Below are 16953 nucleotides of genomic sequence, written 5' to 3' on the forward strand. Positions count from 1 at the left end.
AACATTTCAACCTATGGTTTAACCTTTGCTTTACAGCAAAAGCTTGGTAGCCTCAAACTAAGAGAGTTTCCGTAGGAGAAATAGATGGAATACAGACGCATACCGCATTCTAATCTTGAGGTCAGTAAAATTTGTTTGGGCACTATGACTTGGGGCGAACAAAATACCCAAGCCGAAGCGTTTGCACAGCTGGACTACGCCATAGGCAATGGCATCAACTTTATCGATACGGCGGAAATGTATCCCGTACCACCTAAGCCGGAGACCCAAGGGGAAACCGAGCGTATCCTAGGGCAATATATTAAGGCCCGCGGTAACCGAGACGACTTAGTGATCGCCACTAAAATTGCCGCACCGGGGGGTAAAAGTGATTACATTCGCAAAAATATGGCGCTGGACTGGAACAACATCCACCAAGCGGTCGATGCATCTTTAGCACGCCTCCAAATAGACACTATCGACCTTTATCAAATCCATTGGCCTGACCGTAATACCAATTTCTTTGGTGAACTGTTTTACGATCAACAAGAGCATGAACATCAAACACCGATACTTGAAACCCTAGAAGCGCTCGCCGAAGTGATCCGCCAAGGTAAAGTGCGCTATATCGGGGTGTCGAACGAAACGCCTTGGGGCTTGATGAAATACCTGCAACTCGCCGAAAAACATGGCTTGCCGCGTATTGTGAGTGTGCAAAATCCCTATAACTTGCTTAATCGCAGTTTCGAAGTCGGCATGAGCGAAATCAGTCACCGCGAAAACTTGCCATTACTGGCCTATTCGCCACTGGCCTTTGGTGCCTTGACGGGAAAATATTGCAACGACCAATGGCCTGAAGGCGCGCGCCTGACCTTGTTTAAGCGTTTCGCCCGCTATACAGGTTCGCAAATGGCTCTGGAGGCTACAAAAGCCTATGTCGATTTGGCCCGCGAGTTCAAACTCACGCCCGCACAAATGGCGTTAGCTTTTGTTAACTCACGTAAGTTTGTCGGCTCCAATATCATAGGCGCCACCGACTTATATCAACTGAAAGAAAACATCGACAGTTTAAAAGTCACCTTATCGCCAGAGCTATTAGTGCGATTAAACCAACTGTCCGATCAATTTAGATTACCTTGTCCTTAGTCGATAATCGGGTTAAATAGTGGAACTATGGCATCAGGTAAATGCACCTGATGCCATAGGCTTTTCAGCGGTAGAATCACACCTCAATTGATTAAATGGACCTTATCATGTTCTATATACTTTTTTGGCTAATGCTATGTTTTGTCACTGCAATTATAGCTTCCAGTAAAAACAGAACAGCCGTTTTATGGTTCTTTATCTCATTTATTGTGAGTCCATTGATTGGCATTATTTGCGTTGCTTGTATGCCTGCAATCACGAAAAATGAGGCTCAAGCACACACAAATGAAAATGTTCAAGAAGATAAATCACTTTATCGTGACTGCCCAGAATGCGCTGAAGAAATAAAATGCGCAGCCCGAAGGTGTAAACATTGTGGCTCAGAGGTAGTTCCGCAGGAAATCCCCCAAGTAGAACATGCTGCAATCTTAGATGAAAATGCTGACGGTCAGCCATGCAGTATCTGTAAAAGTAGAAGAACGCATGACCTATATAACGGTGTCGCTATTTGTAATCAGTGTAAAGTTTGGAATTAGTCTGCTACGTGGTTAATTCGATGACCTAATAGCATCAAGAAACGCTCTTGATGCTATCAATTTTAAAAATTAATAATCTTAAAACCTTATTACAAACCTAATCCCTCCTCGTTTAATAAGAGATTCCCCTCCTTTCAAACCTTATCTAGGTTACATTCGGATACAGAGTCCTTTTAAGAAGTGAAATATAGTGGCATCACAGTCACTAGACAGATGTCTTAAGGATAAAAAAATGAAAAAACTTTGCTTTGTAATCACAAGTGTTTTGATGTCAAGCCACGCTCTTGCTGAAAGCAATACCTACATTCGTAACGGTAATATCTATAGTCATCAAGATCAGTTCTTTGCTGGCGCAGGTGTTGCTACTGGTAGTCAGTTTTATAAGGGTCAAGATCACCAGACAGGTGCCTATCTCAATGGCGGCTACCACGGTCAGGACTTCAACGCCGATCTGTCCGGCATCAACTACCGCTTTTTAGGCACGAACGATAGTGCCGTTAATTTCAGTATCTTTGCCGTTGCTAATCCTGGCTTTGATGCCGATGATGCGGATATTTTAACGGGCATGAAGGATCGCAAATTCAGTGGCGATCTGGGTTTAAACGCCGACATTCATTTAGGAAATGGCACGCTATCGACCAAATTCCAACACGATGTCACCAATATTTATGATGGTTTTCAGGCTGATATCACCTATTACCATCCAATAAATGTAGGCTTCGGTGATCTGGTGCCTTATGCAGGTGTGCACTACTTCAGTAAAGACTTCACAAACTACTACACAGGTGTGACGTCATCTGAAGCTACAGCGCAGCGCCCTGCTTATCAAGCCGACGGCACCTTTGCATATAAGCTAGGCTACGCTTTGGTTATTCCAGTCACTAAGCATTTAGATATTACTCAAGCCACAGGTTACTCGCACATAGGTGCCAACATGGCAGACTCTCCGCTAATAGACAGTAACAACCAGTGGGTTACTACCCTTGGCGTGAACTATAGCTTCTAAACAACCTGACGAGACAAGACCATGACACTTATCAGAAAAACGTTTTTATGTGCTGGATTAGCTCTGATGCTTTCAGCTTGTGCCACTTCCTACGATACCGAAAAGCAATTTTGGTCTTTCGGTAAAGGATTTGAAACCGCACAGATTGCACCCGATAGCTGGCAGATAAGCTTTGTTGGCAATACCAACACTGACCGCGCATTGGCCCGAAAGTACGTCATGCGTAAGTCAGCAGAGTTATGCAAACAAGCGGGTTATAGCTACTTCACTTTTACTCACGAACAAACCGATCGTGATGCAATTGGCCAGTTTGGAGTAGGAGCGAGCGCGAGTAAGGATATCTTGTGGGGGAGTTCGACGATGAATCAAGAAACCTCTGTCATGGTCGAAGTCACAGGTTTACATAGCAAGCCAGAAAATGCGAGTTCCCGCATCTATGAAACAGATTACATACTTAACAATGTCAATGTGAAAAGTTAATTGCTCATCAAAAATGCACCAGTCTAGATTCTCATTAGGTATCAAGGCTGGTGCGTTTTATTTATAAATCCCCCCTGTTCAGCACCAATTCGTTAGGCACTCATTCGTATAGTGAGTTGAGTCATTCCGCCTCGGTCTCTAAATCAACACAACAGATTAGATGACGCAGATTTAGCCGCATTGCTCGCTTCAGCTCATGTTAAAGAAACAGACAAAAACGACTCAAACCTCGCATTACACCAATCGTATTAAACCCCAACTTTAAACTTCAGCCTTGAATTTTAGTGACATGCGAGCCCCACCCAAGTCAGGAGCACGGCCAATACGTAATGGGGAACCCATCCAACAACCAATTCTATCGACAATCGCCAGACCCATGCCATGACCGGAATTTCCGCGGCTATGCTGACCACGCACAAAAGGTTTAATCACTTGAGCAGATTCCTGTTCATCTATGCCAGGGCCATCATCGTCAACGTGTAACCACGCAATCCCATCTTCCAATGCCAACATCAACCGGATATTGGCACGGCCAAAACGCAGCGCATTACTGAGCAAGTTATTCACCTGCATTGACAAGTACTTAGGATCTGTTTTGATGATCAACGGTATTGGGCAGGTGATGAGTTCCACTGAAAACCCTGAGTATACTTGGCCTTGATACTTTTCCAGCAACCAAGTATTAAGCTCAATAGGTTGCCAATCAGGTTGGATATTCGCCTCATCGAGGCGGGCATAGCTGAGCAGTGTCATGACCAACTCTTCCATAGTGTCCAGATCGCGGTTCAATCGCTGAAAATACTTCACCCTAAGTTGTTCGCTTTGGGTTTCTTCTAACGCCGCGATACCAAATCGCAGCCGCGCAATCGGAGTTTTTAAATCATGGGAAACTGCCCGACTAAGCAATTTATTGTCATCGATTAATTGCTGGATGCGATCTGCCATACGATTGAATTCACTTTCTATTGTGCCTATGTAGGACGCTTTACTGACCACAATTCGCTGCTGTAATTCTCCCATACCAAATGCTTGAGTCACCTTACTGAGATTAACCAATTGGCGGATTAAAGGAGACACCCACACCAACAAAATCACCACCACACCGCCATAAAAAAGCATGGTATACAGCTTATTCGCGTTAAAACTCACATCGGCTGGCGTCACTATCTGGGTATTGATATTCAGCACCTGACCCGTTTTAGGCAATAAATAGTGCAAAGAGATGCCATCATCGGACTCCAACAGTAATGATTCCCCTGAATAAAACTCTGTTTTTAGGGCTGAGGGTAAGACAAAATCCGCTTCATTCACCAAAGACAATTGATCTGCATTTCGCTGATTCCAGTTGTCTATAAACGCATGATTGGGGGCGGGATCGTTATCTAACGTTTGCGCCAGTGAACCGCCCAGCAGTTTTAATGCCGCGAGGTGAGTTGCTGGGCTAGGCGTTTCATTATCAGGATCAATAAGTGTTGCAAACTCACTTATCGACCAGCCTAGGCTGGCAATGGCCACCAGCACGACCAGCACCAGAGAAGTCATTAACTTCTTCATAAAGCTTGCTCGGCCTCATCGCGGCAAAACAAATATCCCTTGCCACGAATGGTTTTGACTTTATAGGGCTGACTCAACGCTTCCTGCAACTTCTTGCGTAAGCGCGATATGCGAATATCCACCGAGCGGTCTAGGCCATCGTATTCAATGCCCCGCAGTTGAGCCACCAATTCATTGCGGCTCACTATCGTACCCGCCTTCAATGCCAGCAGCCACAAGACATCAAACTCATTGGCATTCAAATCCAGCGGCTGTTTATCAATGGTGACTGATTTTGCCGTCGCATTTAACACTAAAGAATCAAACACTAATTGCTGCTTTTGCTCCTCATCACTCACTCGGCGTAACAGGGCCTTTATCCGCGCTAACAGCACCTGTGGTCGAATCGGCTTAGTGAGGTAATCATCAGCCCCAGCATCTAACCCGCGGATTTCATCGCCGTCCTCAACGCAAGCCGTCATAAATAAAATGGGCCCAGTATAAAATGCCCTGGCCTCCTTACACACATCGAAGCCATTCTTAACGGGCATCATCACGTCGAGTAGCACTAAGTCAGGCATCTCATCGGCTATCATCTCTAAGGCAAAATCACCTTGGCTAGCCACTGTGACTCCGTAACCGTGATCCAGTAAATAATCACTGATCCACTCTGCCAGTGAGGTATCGTCCTCTACGACTAAGATATGCTTTGCAACTGACATATTAGAATAACCTCCAACCGGACTGACTCTGTTTAGGGGCCTTATAAACCCATGTCACGACCACTTTAACTTGCGCGAGCGGTTGCACATCATCATTACGGATAAGACTAAAAGTCGCCGTTTTATCCCCTTCAAAACTATATTGATATTCTTGCAAAGCTTTGCCAGTCCAACAGGTTAACTGGTGCTGACGGTCAGTCAGTATGAGGCAGTATTCGCCGCTCGCGGGTGTCTGCCATCGGAACAATACATCTTGATAGCAAGTCTGCCCTTTATGCAGTGCAATGCAGCGTTCTGGGGTTGCGGTAAAAATAACGGCATCATCCTGACTCCAAGCCAAAAAAGGCGCGCTCAGCATCACTACCGCTAACAATGGATAAAATCGATTCATGCCCTCCTCCTAAAACACATAGCTAAGAGAAGCATTAAAATACGATGTATAACTCGCTTGATTGAAGGGACTGTCGGTCACTTCTTGGGATAACACATTGAAGCGATACATGGCCCGAAAGACAAAATTTTCACTCAACGGATAGGCAACCCCTAACTCCATGCCGTAACTGAAAGAGCTATCCGGCCGATACTCAGGAAAGCGTTCAGTGGCTTCTTCCTTACTGATCCCAAAAAGATAGCGATTCAAGGTGGCAGATGAGTAACCTACGCTCCCCAATACGTGAAAATTCCAATTACGAACCTGCCAGGACTTACCCAATCTGGCAGAACTTTGAATACCTTGATCATCATAATAATCAGATACTAACCTATACTGAAAAACATAGTTATCGCCCCAATAACGTGTGGCACGAAAACCGGCACCAACATAGAGAGAATCTTCCGATAGTAGATAAGCATTGCGGCCAGCTTCATCCAGCGTACTGGGATCCACATCAGGACGGGACCAAGAACCTTGTAAGTTAGCCAATAGCAGTTCTAATGACCAATCCTCTGAACTCCAAAGATTAAATCCCAGATTAATGCCATCTTGAGATTGATGGATCATCTCAACAAACAGCCCTTTGTACTGGTACATGCCACTGACTAACAGCGACAACTGTGCAGAACCAGAATCCGTTTGCCGAACATCGACTTGATTAATCCCGTAAACACTCATGCCCAACTCAAAATCACCGCCGTCAGCAAGGCGATTAGCTCCTCCAGTAACACTGCTCGCAATATCTGATGCTGCAGCGGTTCTAGGAAGAATGCTCAGCGTTAACACAAGAAGCCAAAGAATACGCATGCCCATTTAATTCACATTTTTAGTCGTTATTTAGCGCTACATATTACAACAGTTTGTTGCAAGTCACTGCACAACCAGTATCATTTTTACGGCAATTGTGTGTCGGATAACAAGATAGACCTATATCCTCAAACAACTTGAATCCTGCATCTTCAAATTGTTTGAGGATATACTCACCTCACATTGAGTTAAGGCACAAATGAGGCTCAAGCTAAGATGAAGTGGCGCAGTTAAGTTAACCGCTGTCGTCGTTAGCACACTGAATTATAGGCTAATACATTTAAACAACTCGCACCTTAAACTGCTGCATCGTTTCCCTCAATGAATTAGCCTGCTTAGACAGTGACTCACTGGCTTTCGCGGTTTCGTTAGCGCTGCTGAGTACCAACTCACCCGAATCACGAATCGCATTAATGCGCTCACTAATATCTTCGGCGGTCACTGCTTGCTCCTCACTGGCGGTCGCGACTTGAGTATTAGCCTGAGTCAGTTCAGTCAACGCATCTAAAATCTCAAATAAGTGCTGCTTGGCTTGATTAACGAGCAGTGATGACTCACTGATTTGCTTATCGTTATTGGCGAAGGATTCGACTGAGGATTTGGCATCTTTCACGAGTGTTTGGATAAGATCGCTGATCTCCTGCGTGGCCGTTTGACTGCGCGTTGCCAGCGCCCGCACTTCTTCGGCAACGACAGCAAAACCACGACCTTGATCTCCAGCCCGCGCCGCTTCAATCGATGCATTCAAAGCTAATAAGTTCGTCTGCCCAGCTATCGCATCGACCACAGAAACAAAGTTGAGGATTTTTCCCGTACTCGCCTGAACCTGTTGAATAAGTTGATTTGAATACTGGGCGCTGGCAACCAACTGCTTCGAGATTTTTTCGCTCGCATCGACAACTTCACAACTTTCTTTCACTTTATGCTCGGCTTGTCCCGCTGAATACGAAGCGGTTTCTGCACTACTCGCCACTTCAGTGATCGTTGCTGCCATTTGGGTCATAGAGGCGGCGACTTGGTCAGTGTTATCCTGCTGCCTCAACATAGCCTCACGATTATTCTCGGCCACCGCATTAAGCTCAGTCACCATAGAGGCAATTTCTTCACTTCGAGCAATCACTTGGCCAACAGTTTTACTTAAGGTCCACGCCATTTGATTCATACTGATGGTAAGTTCACCTAATTCATCCTTGGAATCGACACGTAACTCTTGGTTAAAGTTGCCCTTTTCCATCATGGCGGCAGAATTACGTAACCGATTGATAGATTTGACCATGTATTGACTGCAAGCAATACCAATCAATAATCCTATGACTAAAGACACTATCGAAATAATCGTTAAGCCATAAATCGCCCTAAGCTCTTCTTCCTCAGTCACAGAAACCGCAGTTTGGGTCATTTGCTCTAAACGCTCAACGAATTGCCTCAGCTCAGCATTAAACTCGTTTTGCGCAATCTCTAAAGATTCAACCCTCTTAGCCAAGGCTGCAGGTTCTTCTTTTTGCTGTATTCCAGTAATCACAGTGGCAAGCAGGGCTTCATAATTACCAAAACGTTGAATAATAGTGCCAATCTCTTGATTTAACTGCTGAGTTTTTTCATGTAATTGCGGATTTACAGCCTCTTTTAATGCCTCATTGAGCATAGACTGAGTCGAGAGTAACTCCTTGCTAATGTCTTCATTGTGCTTGATAACATCCGCAATAAAAGCCACTAAAATTTGCTGGCTCGATGCGGTTTCAACATCCGCGGCACGAAACGCTTTTTCTAGAATGACAGAGCTTTCAAGCTGCTTAATGGTGATGTCAGTCGATAGCCTGACTAATGGAATATTCTCTTCTGCAATTCCATGAATTTCCTCCGATACACGCTGCATCTTCAACAGACTAAATCCAGACAAAATCAAGATCAGCACTAACATCACCCCAACGAGGGCGATCATCTTATGTTTAATCCGTAAGTCTTTTAAAAGCTTCACCATAAAACTACTCTCCAGCAAACACTGACAACGAAGGACGTCCAATTTAGGATAGTCGGAGTTTTAACTTTCGGTGGATGAATTAAGCGTAAAGTATTAGCTGAATTTAAAAGAGAAACTTAAACATTAGAAAAATCGCATCATAGCTAAGCTCAATGATACGTTAGAGTCAAAAACCGTTTAAGGCGTGCAAAATATCTATTAGGCAACAGTTTGACAGACCTTGGTGAAATTAGGCGTTCAATAACACTGTCCGATACCAACGCCTCAACAAACCGCTAAAACTTGCATTCACATGGCAGATCACAGAAGATCCCTTGGCCTTTTTCATTGCCCTTAGCCTCACACATGACTCAACCTGCATCGCCTACGCCAAATACTGTGACTAACACAGCGACGAATACAATGGCTGACATTGAAACATCCCATGCCTCGGCGAATGCTATGCCTGATACCACAGTGACACTTGGCTCATCTGAGGCATATCAGCAAAATGCTCAGATTCGGTCGCAATTCCCAGCGTTAAATCAACTGCTTGATGTCTATCCCTTGTGTTATCTCGACACCGCAGCCACCAGCCAGAAGCCGCAAATGGTGTTAGATGCGATGGCAAAGTTTTACGCTAATGACAATGCGAATGTACACCGTGCTGCACATCAGTTATCAGCGCGTTCGACCTTAAGCTATGAGAAAGTGCGCGATCAGTTGCAGCAATTTTTGAAGGCAAAACGCCGCGAAGAAATCATTTTTACCCACGGCACCACAGAATCAATCAACTTAGTCGCCTTTGGGCTGACTACCCAATTAAGCGCTGGCGATGTGATATTAATCGACGCCGCCGCTCACCACGCCAATATCGTGCCTTGGCAGGAACTGGCGAAACGCACAGGGGCAATCATTAAACCAATCCCGCTCTGTCAGGATTGCCGCTTAGATATCAACGCCTATAAAACCTTGCTCGAGTTAAAGCCTAAAATCGTCGCCCTGTGCCATGTTTCCAACGCCCTAGGTACAGTCAATCCCGTGGCTCAGCTAGTGCAGTTAGCGAAAAAACAAGGTGCTATCACCTTAGTTGATGGTGCGCAGGCAGTGGCGCATTTAACGCTGGATGTGACTGAAATCGATTGTGATTTTTACGTCTTCTCGGGGCATAAAATGTATGGTCCCACTGGTGTTGGTGTACTTTACGGCCGTTTCGACGCGTTAGATAATCTCGCGCCACTATTAACTGGCGGCGAGATGATTAAACGCGTGAGCTTTGAGGCGACAGAATTTGGCAGCCTGCCGAACCGCTTAGAAGCGGGCACGCCGCCGATTGCTGAAGTCATAGGTTTGGGCGCGGCCATTACATTTTTACAAACCGAGCTCATGCCGCAGGTTCAAGTTTATGAAGCAGAACTAATTAACTATTTACAAAGCCAATTGCGCGCGCTCGGTGAAGTGCATTTATACGGCGCCTTTGATGACAATATCGGTGTAGTCGCGTTTAATCTTGCCGGTGAACATCACCAAGATATAGGCATTTTACTGGACCAACAAGGGGTTGCCGTTCGTTGTGGCCATCATTGTGCCATGCCATTAATGCAGAGCCTGAATCTTAAGGGCTGTTGCCGTGCCTCTATCGGTATCTACACCAATAAAGACGATATCGACCGCTTTATTGCCGCGTTAGCCTCGGTAAAAGACTTGCTGTTGTAATCCAGCATTTAGCCACTGCTCTACCCAACTCATACGATGCTCAAAATAAGTTAGACAGGATTTCGCCCTATGACAGATTCAATCATGCCTATGCCAAATGAGGCCGATTTTCACTATTTAGTGCAAGATGCCGAAACCTTACTGGCGCGTTTTACCAATGCCCCTAACTGGCAGGAAAGATATCGCCAAATTATGTTGTTAGGGAAAGACTTACCAAGCTTAAGCCCTGAGCTTCGCATCGAGACCGCTCAAGTAAAAGGCTGCGAGAGTGATGCGTGGATTTACCATCTAGAACAGGCTGGCAAACACTATTATTTAGCCGACAGCGATGCCCGCATCGTTAAGGGATTGATCGGATTATTACTTGGTGCCTGCCATGGCAAAAGCCGCGCTGAAATCCAAGCATTTGATCCTACAGCTTACTTCAAACAATTGGGCCTAGAAGGTCAGCTCAGCCCATCGCGCACCAACGGCCTTAACTCACTGGCAAAAGCAATGGTTGAAGCCACTCGATAATCATAACCCGAGGGTTTTCATTTACTGCGACAAGCGATAATTGAAACCACTCGGCAACAACAAATAATCACAACTCTAGCTCAGGGGCAAAGGCCAAAAAAGGGATTTAATCAAAGACTTCTACGCCCTAAAAAGGTATAAAGAAGTTACATTTGCGTTATTGATAGGAACCGAGCATGCCCATCAAGGCAGTCAATTACTACCGTCGTACACTCCTTAAAGGTCTTGGCGCAGCAACTCTGTTAAGCCCACTCGCCAGTTTACCTAGCTTTGCCGCCGCACAGAGGCGGATATATGTCGATGGTTTATCTTTCCTTCCCGATGACTTAAGTGATGTAACCGCCGCTAAACTTGATGCCTATCTTTGCGATATTTCGGCTATTGAGACCATAGAACAAGCCGATGGCACTCAAAACTACAAACGCACCTATAAAGCTTGCATGGAAAGCATTAAGCAGGCCGCTAAACGGGTGAGCGATCATCCCGATATTTTACTGCAAGGTCTGAGGGGGAGAGATATTCAACGTGCCCGCGACAGCCAGCGCACTGCGGTATACTTTCAAATCCAAGGCGCAGATTGTGTCGAAGAAGACAGTGAAGCTAACCAGTGGGCGCGGGTAGATGAGTTTCATCAACAAGGGCTACGCGTACTGCAACTCACCCACCATTACGGCAATACCTTTGCCGGTGGCGCCTTAGATAATGATGCCAGTGGCGGACTCAATAAACCACTCACGGCCCACGGGCACGAGCTTATCGCCAAACTCAATCACGCCAATATCTTAGTCGATGTGAGTCACTCCAGCGCTCAAACCGCTTTAGATGTCGCAAAAATCACTAAATCACCCATAGTGCAAAGCCACGGCGCAGCGCGCGGTATAGTAAACCATGCCCGTTGTTCCCCCGATGAAGTGATCCGCGCCATCGGCGATAGCGGCGGCGTATTCGGCGTATTTATGATGAGTTTCTGGCTCACCAATAATGCCGTGCCCACGATTGATGATTATATTCGACAACTGGAATACGTTATGCGTGTTGGTGGAGTGGACTGCGTGGCAATCGCGAATGACTTCCCGCTCCGAGGCCAAGAAAACCTACTGGCACTCGGCAATGACAACGCCAAAGGCATTAAAGAATATCAAGAATGGTGGTACAGCCTGAGGGCGAAAGGCGTGCTAGGTTTTGATGCAGAGCCCAGACACGTAGTGATCCCCGAGCTGAATCATATCGATCGCATGAGCCGTATCGACGATGCCTTAGCCAAGGCGCGCTTTAAATCTACTGACCGCGACCGTTTTATGGGTGGTAACTGGCAAAGAGTGCTCAACAAAGTGCTACTGTAAATGCCATTGTTTTATCGTCATGTTTAATTTACTTTGTCGATAAATTTACTGACTTATCAGCTCATTTCAGTCTTGGATATTCTATGCTGACCACACTCGCTATTTTCAATTATCGCTCTCTGCGTGAAATCGTCTTGCCCCTAGGGCAACTCAATTTGATCACAGGGGCGAATGGCAGTGGTAAATCGAATCTATACAAGGCACTACGTTTACTCGCACAAACGGCGCAAGGCGGCGTTGTCAATGCTTTAGCCCAAGAAGGCGGACTCGACTCCAGCTTTTGGGCGGGACCAGAAAACCCCACCAAAAGTATGCTAGCGGGCGACACAGCCATTGAAGCCACCGTCAGGCAAGCGCCAAAACGCCTAAAGCTTGGATTTGCTGGCGAAAATTTTAGCTATCTTATTGAACTCGGTTTACCCAAACCCGACGCCACCACGCTGTTTGGCTTAGATCCACAAATCAAGCGCGAAGCCATTTGGAACGGCCCTAAGTATCGACCCTCAACGGTATTGGTTGAGCGCCGTGGTCCTATGGTGAAGAGTCGCACTGCTGACGGACAAGGCTGGATAACCTTAGGCGCACACCTGCAAACCGGCGACAGTATTTTTACGGAACTTGCCGATCCAGAGCGCAGCCCTGAAGTGCTCAAGCTTCGCGATAGTATCCGCGCATGGCGTTTTTACGATCACTTCAGAACCGATGCAGAAGCGCCAGCCCGTCGTCCACAATTAGGTACAGCCACGCCAGTATTGCACCACGATGGGCGCGACCTTGCATCAGCAATTCAAACCATTTTTGAGATAGGTGATAAAGCGGCTTTTGATCATGCGGTGAGCGATGCGTTTCCCGGTGCTAAAGTTCGCATTGAACCCCAAGCAGGCGGTATTTTAGTACTCGCATTTCATCAAAATGGCTTATTAAGGCCACTCAATACCAGTGAATTGTCGGATGGCACCTTGCGTTATTTGCTATTAATTGCCGCCCTACTCACCCCAAGGCCGCCAGAGCTTATGGTGCTAAACGAGCCAGAAACTAGCCTACATCCCGACTTATTACCTGCGCTTGCACGCTTAATCGCTAAGGTATCGGAAGAGTGCCAGTTGTGGGTGGTTTCCCATGCTAATCGGCTTATTAATGCCTTAAGTCAATTTGAACACTGCAATACCTTAGCCTTAGACAAAACCTTAGGCCAAACGCAGATCCAAGGCCAAGACTTACTCAATACGCCCAGTTGGCTATGGCAGAATCGTTAACCTGTAGCCTTAACCCTAATCAATCGTAAAATACCGCGAGCCATAGGGTTTCTGAACTTATAGAAGTCGAAGCGACTCGATGTTTTTGATGGGGCGGAATCGTTAAGTAATCTCCAGGGGTTAGCGTAACGGGTTCACCTTGTTCAAATTCAAGCGTCGCCTCGCCTTTGAGCAGCATCACCCATTCATGTTGAGTTTGATCGTACCATTGAGCTTCGAGCGTAGCTTGCCCATTGGAAACGATACGTTCTACGGTCACAGTGTCATTACCCGCCAGTTTTTCAAACACTTCGGCCGATAAATCTGTGGGTAATTTTGCAAAAAAGTTATCAAGCATTTTGTCTTTATTCCTCTGCTTTTATTAATGTGCCACTCTGATTAAACGGTATTTGGAGCAATCAAGCATTGAGAAACGAATCCATAAACCGCTATGATATGCGCACAGAAATACTCAGTTACCATGAGTATTCCTCAGATAAGCTTATTGTTTTACATATGGATATGGAGATTTCCCCCAATGTCGTTGTTTCGCGCACTCAAAGCCAAGTTATTTCCCTCAAACCAAACTAGCCGCGATCCAAAAGACATTCATCTTCAAACTGAATCACAAACACTCAGCCAAGAACAAGATTTAACGCAGGAGCCGTCAGTCGCTGCGCCGCTATTCCAGCGCCACTTCAGCTTAAAAATTCATGCGACAAAGGCAGACGCGACTTCTTGCGAAGAAAATGCCAACCACGGCTTAACTCTCTATCACTACGATACGCCCCAAGTCATAGAACTCTTGGGCTGGGAAAACGCCAATGAATGCTGCGACTTCCACCATACCGAATTCGACCGCCTCGAAATCAGCAATCAATTCCCTTTCCCCAAGCAGCACTTTTGGCTCGACCAGGTAAAAGTGTGCAGTATCACCCCCAAAAAGAACAGCCAAATAAAGGCGTTGTGGCAAGTTGAGCTTAACAATCTCGATGCATTATTGATAAGCCACTTTACCCTCGATGCTGACAATATAGTGCAAGGCGATATTCAAGATTACGCCAGCCTAACAGGCCAACTGCACCGCACTTTTCACCAACTCAATACTGAAGATGGTGCGGGTATACTTAGAATCATCACCCAAAGCCCAGGGCTTACCCAAGCCGTCGATTCAAACTATTTTGGCGAACGTAATGGCGTGACCCGTCAATTCAATGCCCTAGGTACCCTGTTATTTGAAGGCAACTTTATTAATGATCAGCAACTTGGAACACAAACGTGGTACGACCATGAGGGCAAGATCAATCAAATAGAAGATCGCCATCCCCAAGGTCAATTTATTCAATACTTTTATGGCAATGGTCAGCTTAAAGAAACCGCCGAACAAGATAGCAATGGATATTATATCAATACGTTAACTCGCTACTATGAATCTGGACAAATACAGCTGATCCGGCCCTTAGTGCAAGATGTTATCCACGGAATTGAAAAACAATATTACCCTGATGGTTCACTAGAAGCTGAAAGATATTACAACCAAGGCTATGAATATGAAGCCGTTTGGTATCATCCCAATGGAGCGATTAAACAAAAAGTGTTTAACGATGTGACGGGCAAAGTCATTGAAGAGTTTTACGACTCAGGTAAGCCTGCATGGCGTGAACCCTTCAATACCGAAGGCCAATTACATGGCGAACATGTAAAATGGTATCCCAATGGTCAACTTGAAGAAAAAATCTATTTTGAGGATGGTAAAGAACAAGGCATGGCCCTTTGGTATCATGACAATGGTCAACTCGCCCTTGAGATCTATCTTGAAAAGGGACTCAGGGAAGGTCTATTTAGAAGCTATTATAAAAGTGGCGTGCTTTCGGCCGAAGGCCAATATAAAAATAACCTCTCGGTAGCCCCTTTTATTGAATACCACGAAAACCAGCAAATTCAGATGTACTTACCGCACACACAGGGCAACCGTGATGGCACTGCTCGCTGGTTTTATGAAGATGGCACGATACGCACGATCTCTGAATATGAAGTTCGTGATGGTCAAGGCTACCTCAAAGAGTCCAGCTTTTATAATAACAAAGGGATCCTCGAATCCTATCAGAGTCACTCGAATACCCGCTGCGGCTATAATCTTGATAATAATCAAAGGGAATACTATCAAGAAGGTATTGCCGATACTCACATCGAATATTATGAAGATGGTGCCATTCGCTGGTTACTCACCCGTACGCAAGGGGATTTATTTAGCTCTAAATCCTTATCCCCTCAAGGTTTAATTTTAGAAACTGGCACAATCCAAATTACTAATGGTCGTTACCTCGATATCGGCCATTGGCAACGTTTTACGCCCCAAGGAAAAGTGTACCGCGAAGCCTGGCTAGATGAACAAGGCCAACTGATAGAAAGCCGTCACTACTTTGATTTTCATGAAAATATAGCAACTCAGGAAGATGAAGAACCTGAATGGGATAGCCCAGAAAATCCTAGTTATGATTATGATGAAGACGATGCTGATGGGCAAAGTAACGGACCAAATAACCGTACGGATAACAGCGAACATCATGCTAGCAATAGTAGAAATAACGCATATTTATCTCGTCAGAAGTATCACGCACCCAATGGCAATACCACGACAAAACAGCGAGAAGATAAAACAATAGCAGTAGATGTCGCCGCTCACACCGAAGAACCCATATTGGCTTATCATTTAAAATTTGATGATGAAAGCAAACTTTATGCAATGAAACGCTATCATCCCAATCGCCAGATTGCCGAAGAAGGTAATTTACAAATTCAGGGACAAGAGCAATTCTGGGTCGGCATCCACAATCAATACGATGAGCAAGGCAAACTCAAGCTTTCCGAAACCTATACTATGGCGGGCGAACCGATAGAGCACTCCACTAGCACAAGTAGGATAGTGTTAAATTAATCAAGCAGATTTGAATCACACTCGATAACGAGGATAGGTAAGCCCAGATAAAACTTGGCTTACCTTACTCACATTAACCGTCAGCTTGCGATAACAATTCCAAGCTTGATAGCACTAAATGAATCTAAGTCGCAGCACTAAAACTAAAGTGCAAAAGTGGCAATAGTCTTTTGAATACCCACAACATCCGTGCCACGCTTGAGCTCTTTTACTAAAGGTTCGCTCTGGCCTGAAATCCAAATTTTAAGCTCGGCATCCATATCAAAATGCCCTGTCGTTTCCACTTCAAAATGGGTAATGGATTTATAAGGTATTGAATGGTAAGTAACCTTCTTGCCTGTAAGTCCCTGCTTATCAATTAAGATCAGGCGTTTATTGGTGAAAATAAACAAATCACGGATCACTTTGTAGGCGAGTTTTAATTCTTCTTGAATGCCCATGATAGGCCTTAATTCCTCGGCTAATTCCTGTAAATCAACCTCAGCAGCATTACCGAGTAAACCGTCTAACAATCCCATTTTAACATCCCTTATTATTAATATTATTTTCAATAAGATATCTGCTCATTACCGCATGTGCAATATAGGGCTTTGATGAAAATAT

16 protein-coding genes are annotated in these 16953 nt (G+C 45.3%); 9 read left to right on the forward strand and 7 right to left on the reverse strand.

Translation table 11 applies throughout. The annotated features are described in order from the left end of the window. Positions 1-84: 84 nt before the first annotated feature. From GWI56_RS10405 to GWI56_RS10420, 4 genes are all read left to right on the forward strand, one after another. Positions 85-1125, forward strand: a complete 1041-nt coding sequence (locus tag GWI56_RS10405) for an NADP(H)-dependent aldo-keto reductase (RefSeq protein WP_105250120.1) — start codon at positions 85-87, stop codon at positions 1123-1125. 107 nt (positions 1126-1232) lie between these two features. Then, the gene (locus GWI56_RS10410; RefSeq protein ID WP_198572847.1) at positions 1233-1661 is read left to right on the forward strand and encodes a hypothetical protein; all 429 of its coding nucleotides are present in this window, start codon (positions 1233-1235) and stop codon (positions 1659-1661) included. A gap of 232 nt (positions 1662-1893) precedes the next feature. After that, entirely contained in the window at positions 1894-2667 is a 774-nt protein-coding gene (gene ompV / locus GWI56_RS10415; RefSeq protein WP_198572848.1) for an outer membrane protein OmpV, read from the forward strand. A gap of 21 nt (positions 2668-2688) precedes the next feature. Next, the gene (locus GWI56_RS10420; protein ID WP_113939791.1) at positions 2689-3147 is read left to right on the forward strand and encodes a hypothetical protein; all 459 of its coding nucleotides are present in this window, start codon (positions 2689-2691) and stop codon (positions 3145-3147) included. A 261-nt stretch (positions 3148-3408) separates the two neighbouring features. Here the strand turns inward: GWI56_RS10420 and GWI56_RS10425 are convergent, their stop codons facing one another. From GWI56_RS10425 to GWI56_RS10445, 5 genes are all read right to left on the reverse strand, one after another. Continuing rightward, positions 3409-4701: an ATP-binding protein gene (locus tag GWI56_RS10425; RefSeq protein ID WP_198572849.1), complete on the reverse strand. Its 1293-nt coding sequence runs from the start codon at positions 4699-4701 to the stop codon at positions 3409-3411. Next, the gene (locus GWI56_RS10430) at positions 4698-5402 is read right to left on the reverse strand and encodes a response regulator transcription factor (RefSeq protein WP_105250123.1); all 705 of its coding nucleotides are present in this window, start codon (positions 5400-5402) and stop codon (positions 4698-4700) included. Before GWI56_RS10430 ends, GWI56_RS10425 begins: the two co-directional genes overlap by 4 nt. Position 5403: 1 nt before the next feature. Continuing rightward, positions 5404-5793, reverse strand: coding sequence for a DUF3019 domain-containing protein (locus GWI56_RS10435; RefSeq protein WP_198572850.1), 390 nt, complete (start codon positions 5791-5793; stop codon positions 5404-5406). Between the two features lie 9 nt (positions 5794-5802). Next, positions 5803-6642: a MipA/OmpV family protein gene (locus GWI56_RS10440; protein ID WP_198572891.1), complete on the reverse strand. Its 840-nt coding sequence runs from the start codon at positions 6640-6642 to the stop codon at positions 5803-5805. Between the two features lie 280 nt (positions 6643-6922). Beyond that, a complete protein-coding gene (locus tag GWI56_RS10445) occupies positions 6923-8623 on the reverse strand; it encodes a methyl-accepting chemotaxis protein (protein WP_198572851.1) in 1701 nt (566 codons plus the stop codon). Between the two features lie 345 nt (positions 8624-8968). Between GWI56_RS10445 and GWI56_RS10450 the strand changes: the two genes are divergently transcribed. The 4 genes from GWI56_RS10450 (at position 8969) to GWI56_RS10465 (ending at position 13433) form a co-directional block, all read left to right on the forward strand. Continuing rightward, entirely contained in the window at positions 8969-10318 is a 1350-nt protein-coding gene (locus GWI56_RS10450) for a cysteine desulfurase (RefSeq protein ID WP_198572852.1), read from the forward strand. Between the two features lie 69 nt (positions 10319-10387). After that, complete coding sequence (locus GWI56_RS10455; protein WP_198572853.1) at positions 10388-10834, forward strand: SufE family protein; 447 nt, start codon at positions 10388-10390, stop codon at positions 10832-10834. A 176-nt stretch (positions 10835-11010) separates the two neighbouring features. Next, a complete protein-coding gene (locus GWI56_RS10460) occupies positions 11011-12177 on the forward strand; it encodes a membrane dipeptidase (RefSeq protein ID WP_198572854.1) in 1167 nt (388 codons plus the stop codon). 83 nt (positions 12178-12260) lie between these two features. Further along, on the forward strand, positions 12261-13433 hold the full coding sequence (locus tag GWI56_RS10465; protein WP_198572855.1) for an AAA family ATPase: 1173 nt from the start codon (positions 12261-12263) through the stop codon (positions 13431-13433). A gap of 19 nt (positions 13434-13452) precedes the next feature. Here GWI56_RS10465 and GWI56_RS10470 read toward each other — a convergent pair whose 3' ends face one another. Further along, complete coding sequence (locus tag GWI56_RS10470) at positions 13453-13770, reverse strand: cupin domain-containing protein (protein ID WP_198572856.1); 318 nt, start codon at positions 13768-13770, stop codon at positions 13453-13455. A 180-nt stretch (positions 13771-13950) separates the two neighbouring features. Between GWI56_RS10470 and GWI56_RS10475 the strand changes: the two genes are divergently transcribed. Next, on the forward strand, positions 13951-16350 hold the full coding sequence (locus GWI56_RS10475; protein WP_198572857.1) for a toxin-antitoxin system YwqK family antitoxin: 2400 nt from the start codon (positions 13951-13953) through the stop codon (positions 16348-16350). Between the two features lie 143 nt (positions 16351-16493). Here the strand turns inward: GWI56_RS10475 and GWI56_RS10480 are convergent, their stop codons facing one another. Beyond that, a complete protein-coding gene (locus tag GWI56_RS10480; protein WP_105250128.1) occupies positions 16494-16868 on the reverse strand; it encodes a PH domain-containing protein in 375 nt (124 codons plus the stop codon). Positions 16869-16953 lie beyond the last annotated feature (85 nt).

Origin of the sequence: Shewanella sp. DW31, assembly GCF_015767295.1 — a bacterium.
Taxonomy (GTDB): Bacteria; Pseudomonadota; Gammaproteobacteria; order Enterobacterales; family Shewanellaceae; genus Shewanella; species Shewanella oncorhynchi.

Coding starts and splice junctions, on each gene's coding strand:
- GWI56_RS10405 (WP_105250120.1), top strand. CDS start 85: ATGGAATACAGACGCATACCGCATTCTAATCTTGAGGTCAGTAAAATT.
- GWI56_RS10410 (WP_198572847.1), top strand. CDS start 1,233: ATGTTCTATATACTTTTTTGGCTAATGCTATGTTTTGTCACTGCAATT.
- ompV (WP_198572848.1), top strand. CDS start 1,894: ATGAAAAAACTTTGCTTTGTAATCACAAGTGTTTTGATGTCAAGCCAC.
- GWI56_RS10420 (WP_113939791.1), top strand. CDS start 2,689: ATGACACTTATCAGAAAAACGTTTTTATGTGCTGGATTAGCTCTGATG.
- GWI56_RS10425 (WP_198572849.1), bottom strand. CDS start 4,701: ATGAAGAAGTTAATGACTTCTCTGGTGCTGGTCGTGCTGGTGGCCATT.
- GWI56_RS10430 (WP_105250123.1), bottom strand. CDS start 5,402: ATGTCAGTTGCAAAGCATATCTTAGTCGTAGAGGACGATACCTCACTG.
- GWI56_RS10435 (WP_198572850.1), bottom strand. CDS start 5,793: ATGAATCGATTTTATCCATTGTTAGCGGTAGTGATGCTGAGCGCGCCT.
- GWI56_RS10440 (WP_198572891.1), bottom strand. CDS start 6,642: ATGCGTATTCTTTGGCTTCTTGTGTTAACGCTGAGCATTCTTCCTAGA.
- GWI56_RS10445 (WP_198572851.1), bottom strand. CDS start 8,623: ATGGTGAAGCTTTTAAAAGACTTACGGATTAAACATAAGATGATCGCC.
- GWI56_RS10450 (WP_198572852.1), top strand. CDS start 8,969: ATGACTCAACCTGCATCGCCTACGCCAAATACTGTGACTAACACAGCG.
- GWI56_RS10455 (WP_198572853.1), top strand. CDS start 10,388: ATGACAGATTCAATCATGCCTATGCCAAATGAGGCCGATTTTCACTAT.
- GWI56_RS10460 (WP_198572854.1), top strand. CDS start 11,011: ATGCCCATCAAGGCAGTCAATTACTACCGTCGTACACTCCTTAAAGGT.
- GWI56_RS10465 (WP_198572855.1), top strand. CDS start 12,261: ATGCTGACCACACTCGCTATTTTCAATTATCGCTCTCTGCGTGAAATC.
- GWI56_RS10470 (WP_198572856.1), bottom strand. CDS start 13,770: ATGCTTGATAACTTTTTTGCAAAATTACCCACAGATTTATCGGCCGAA.
- GWI56_RS10475 (WP_198572857.1), top strand. CDS start 13,951: ATGTCGTTGTTTCGCGCACTCAAAGCCAAGTTATTTCCCTCAAACCAA.
- GWI56_RS10480 (WP_105250128.1), bottom strand. CDS start 16,868: ATGGGATTGTTAGACGGTTTACTCGGTAATGCTGCTGAGGTTGATTTA.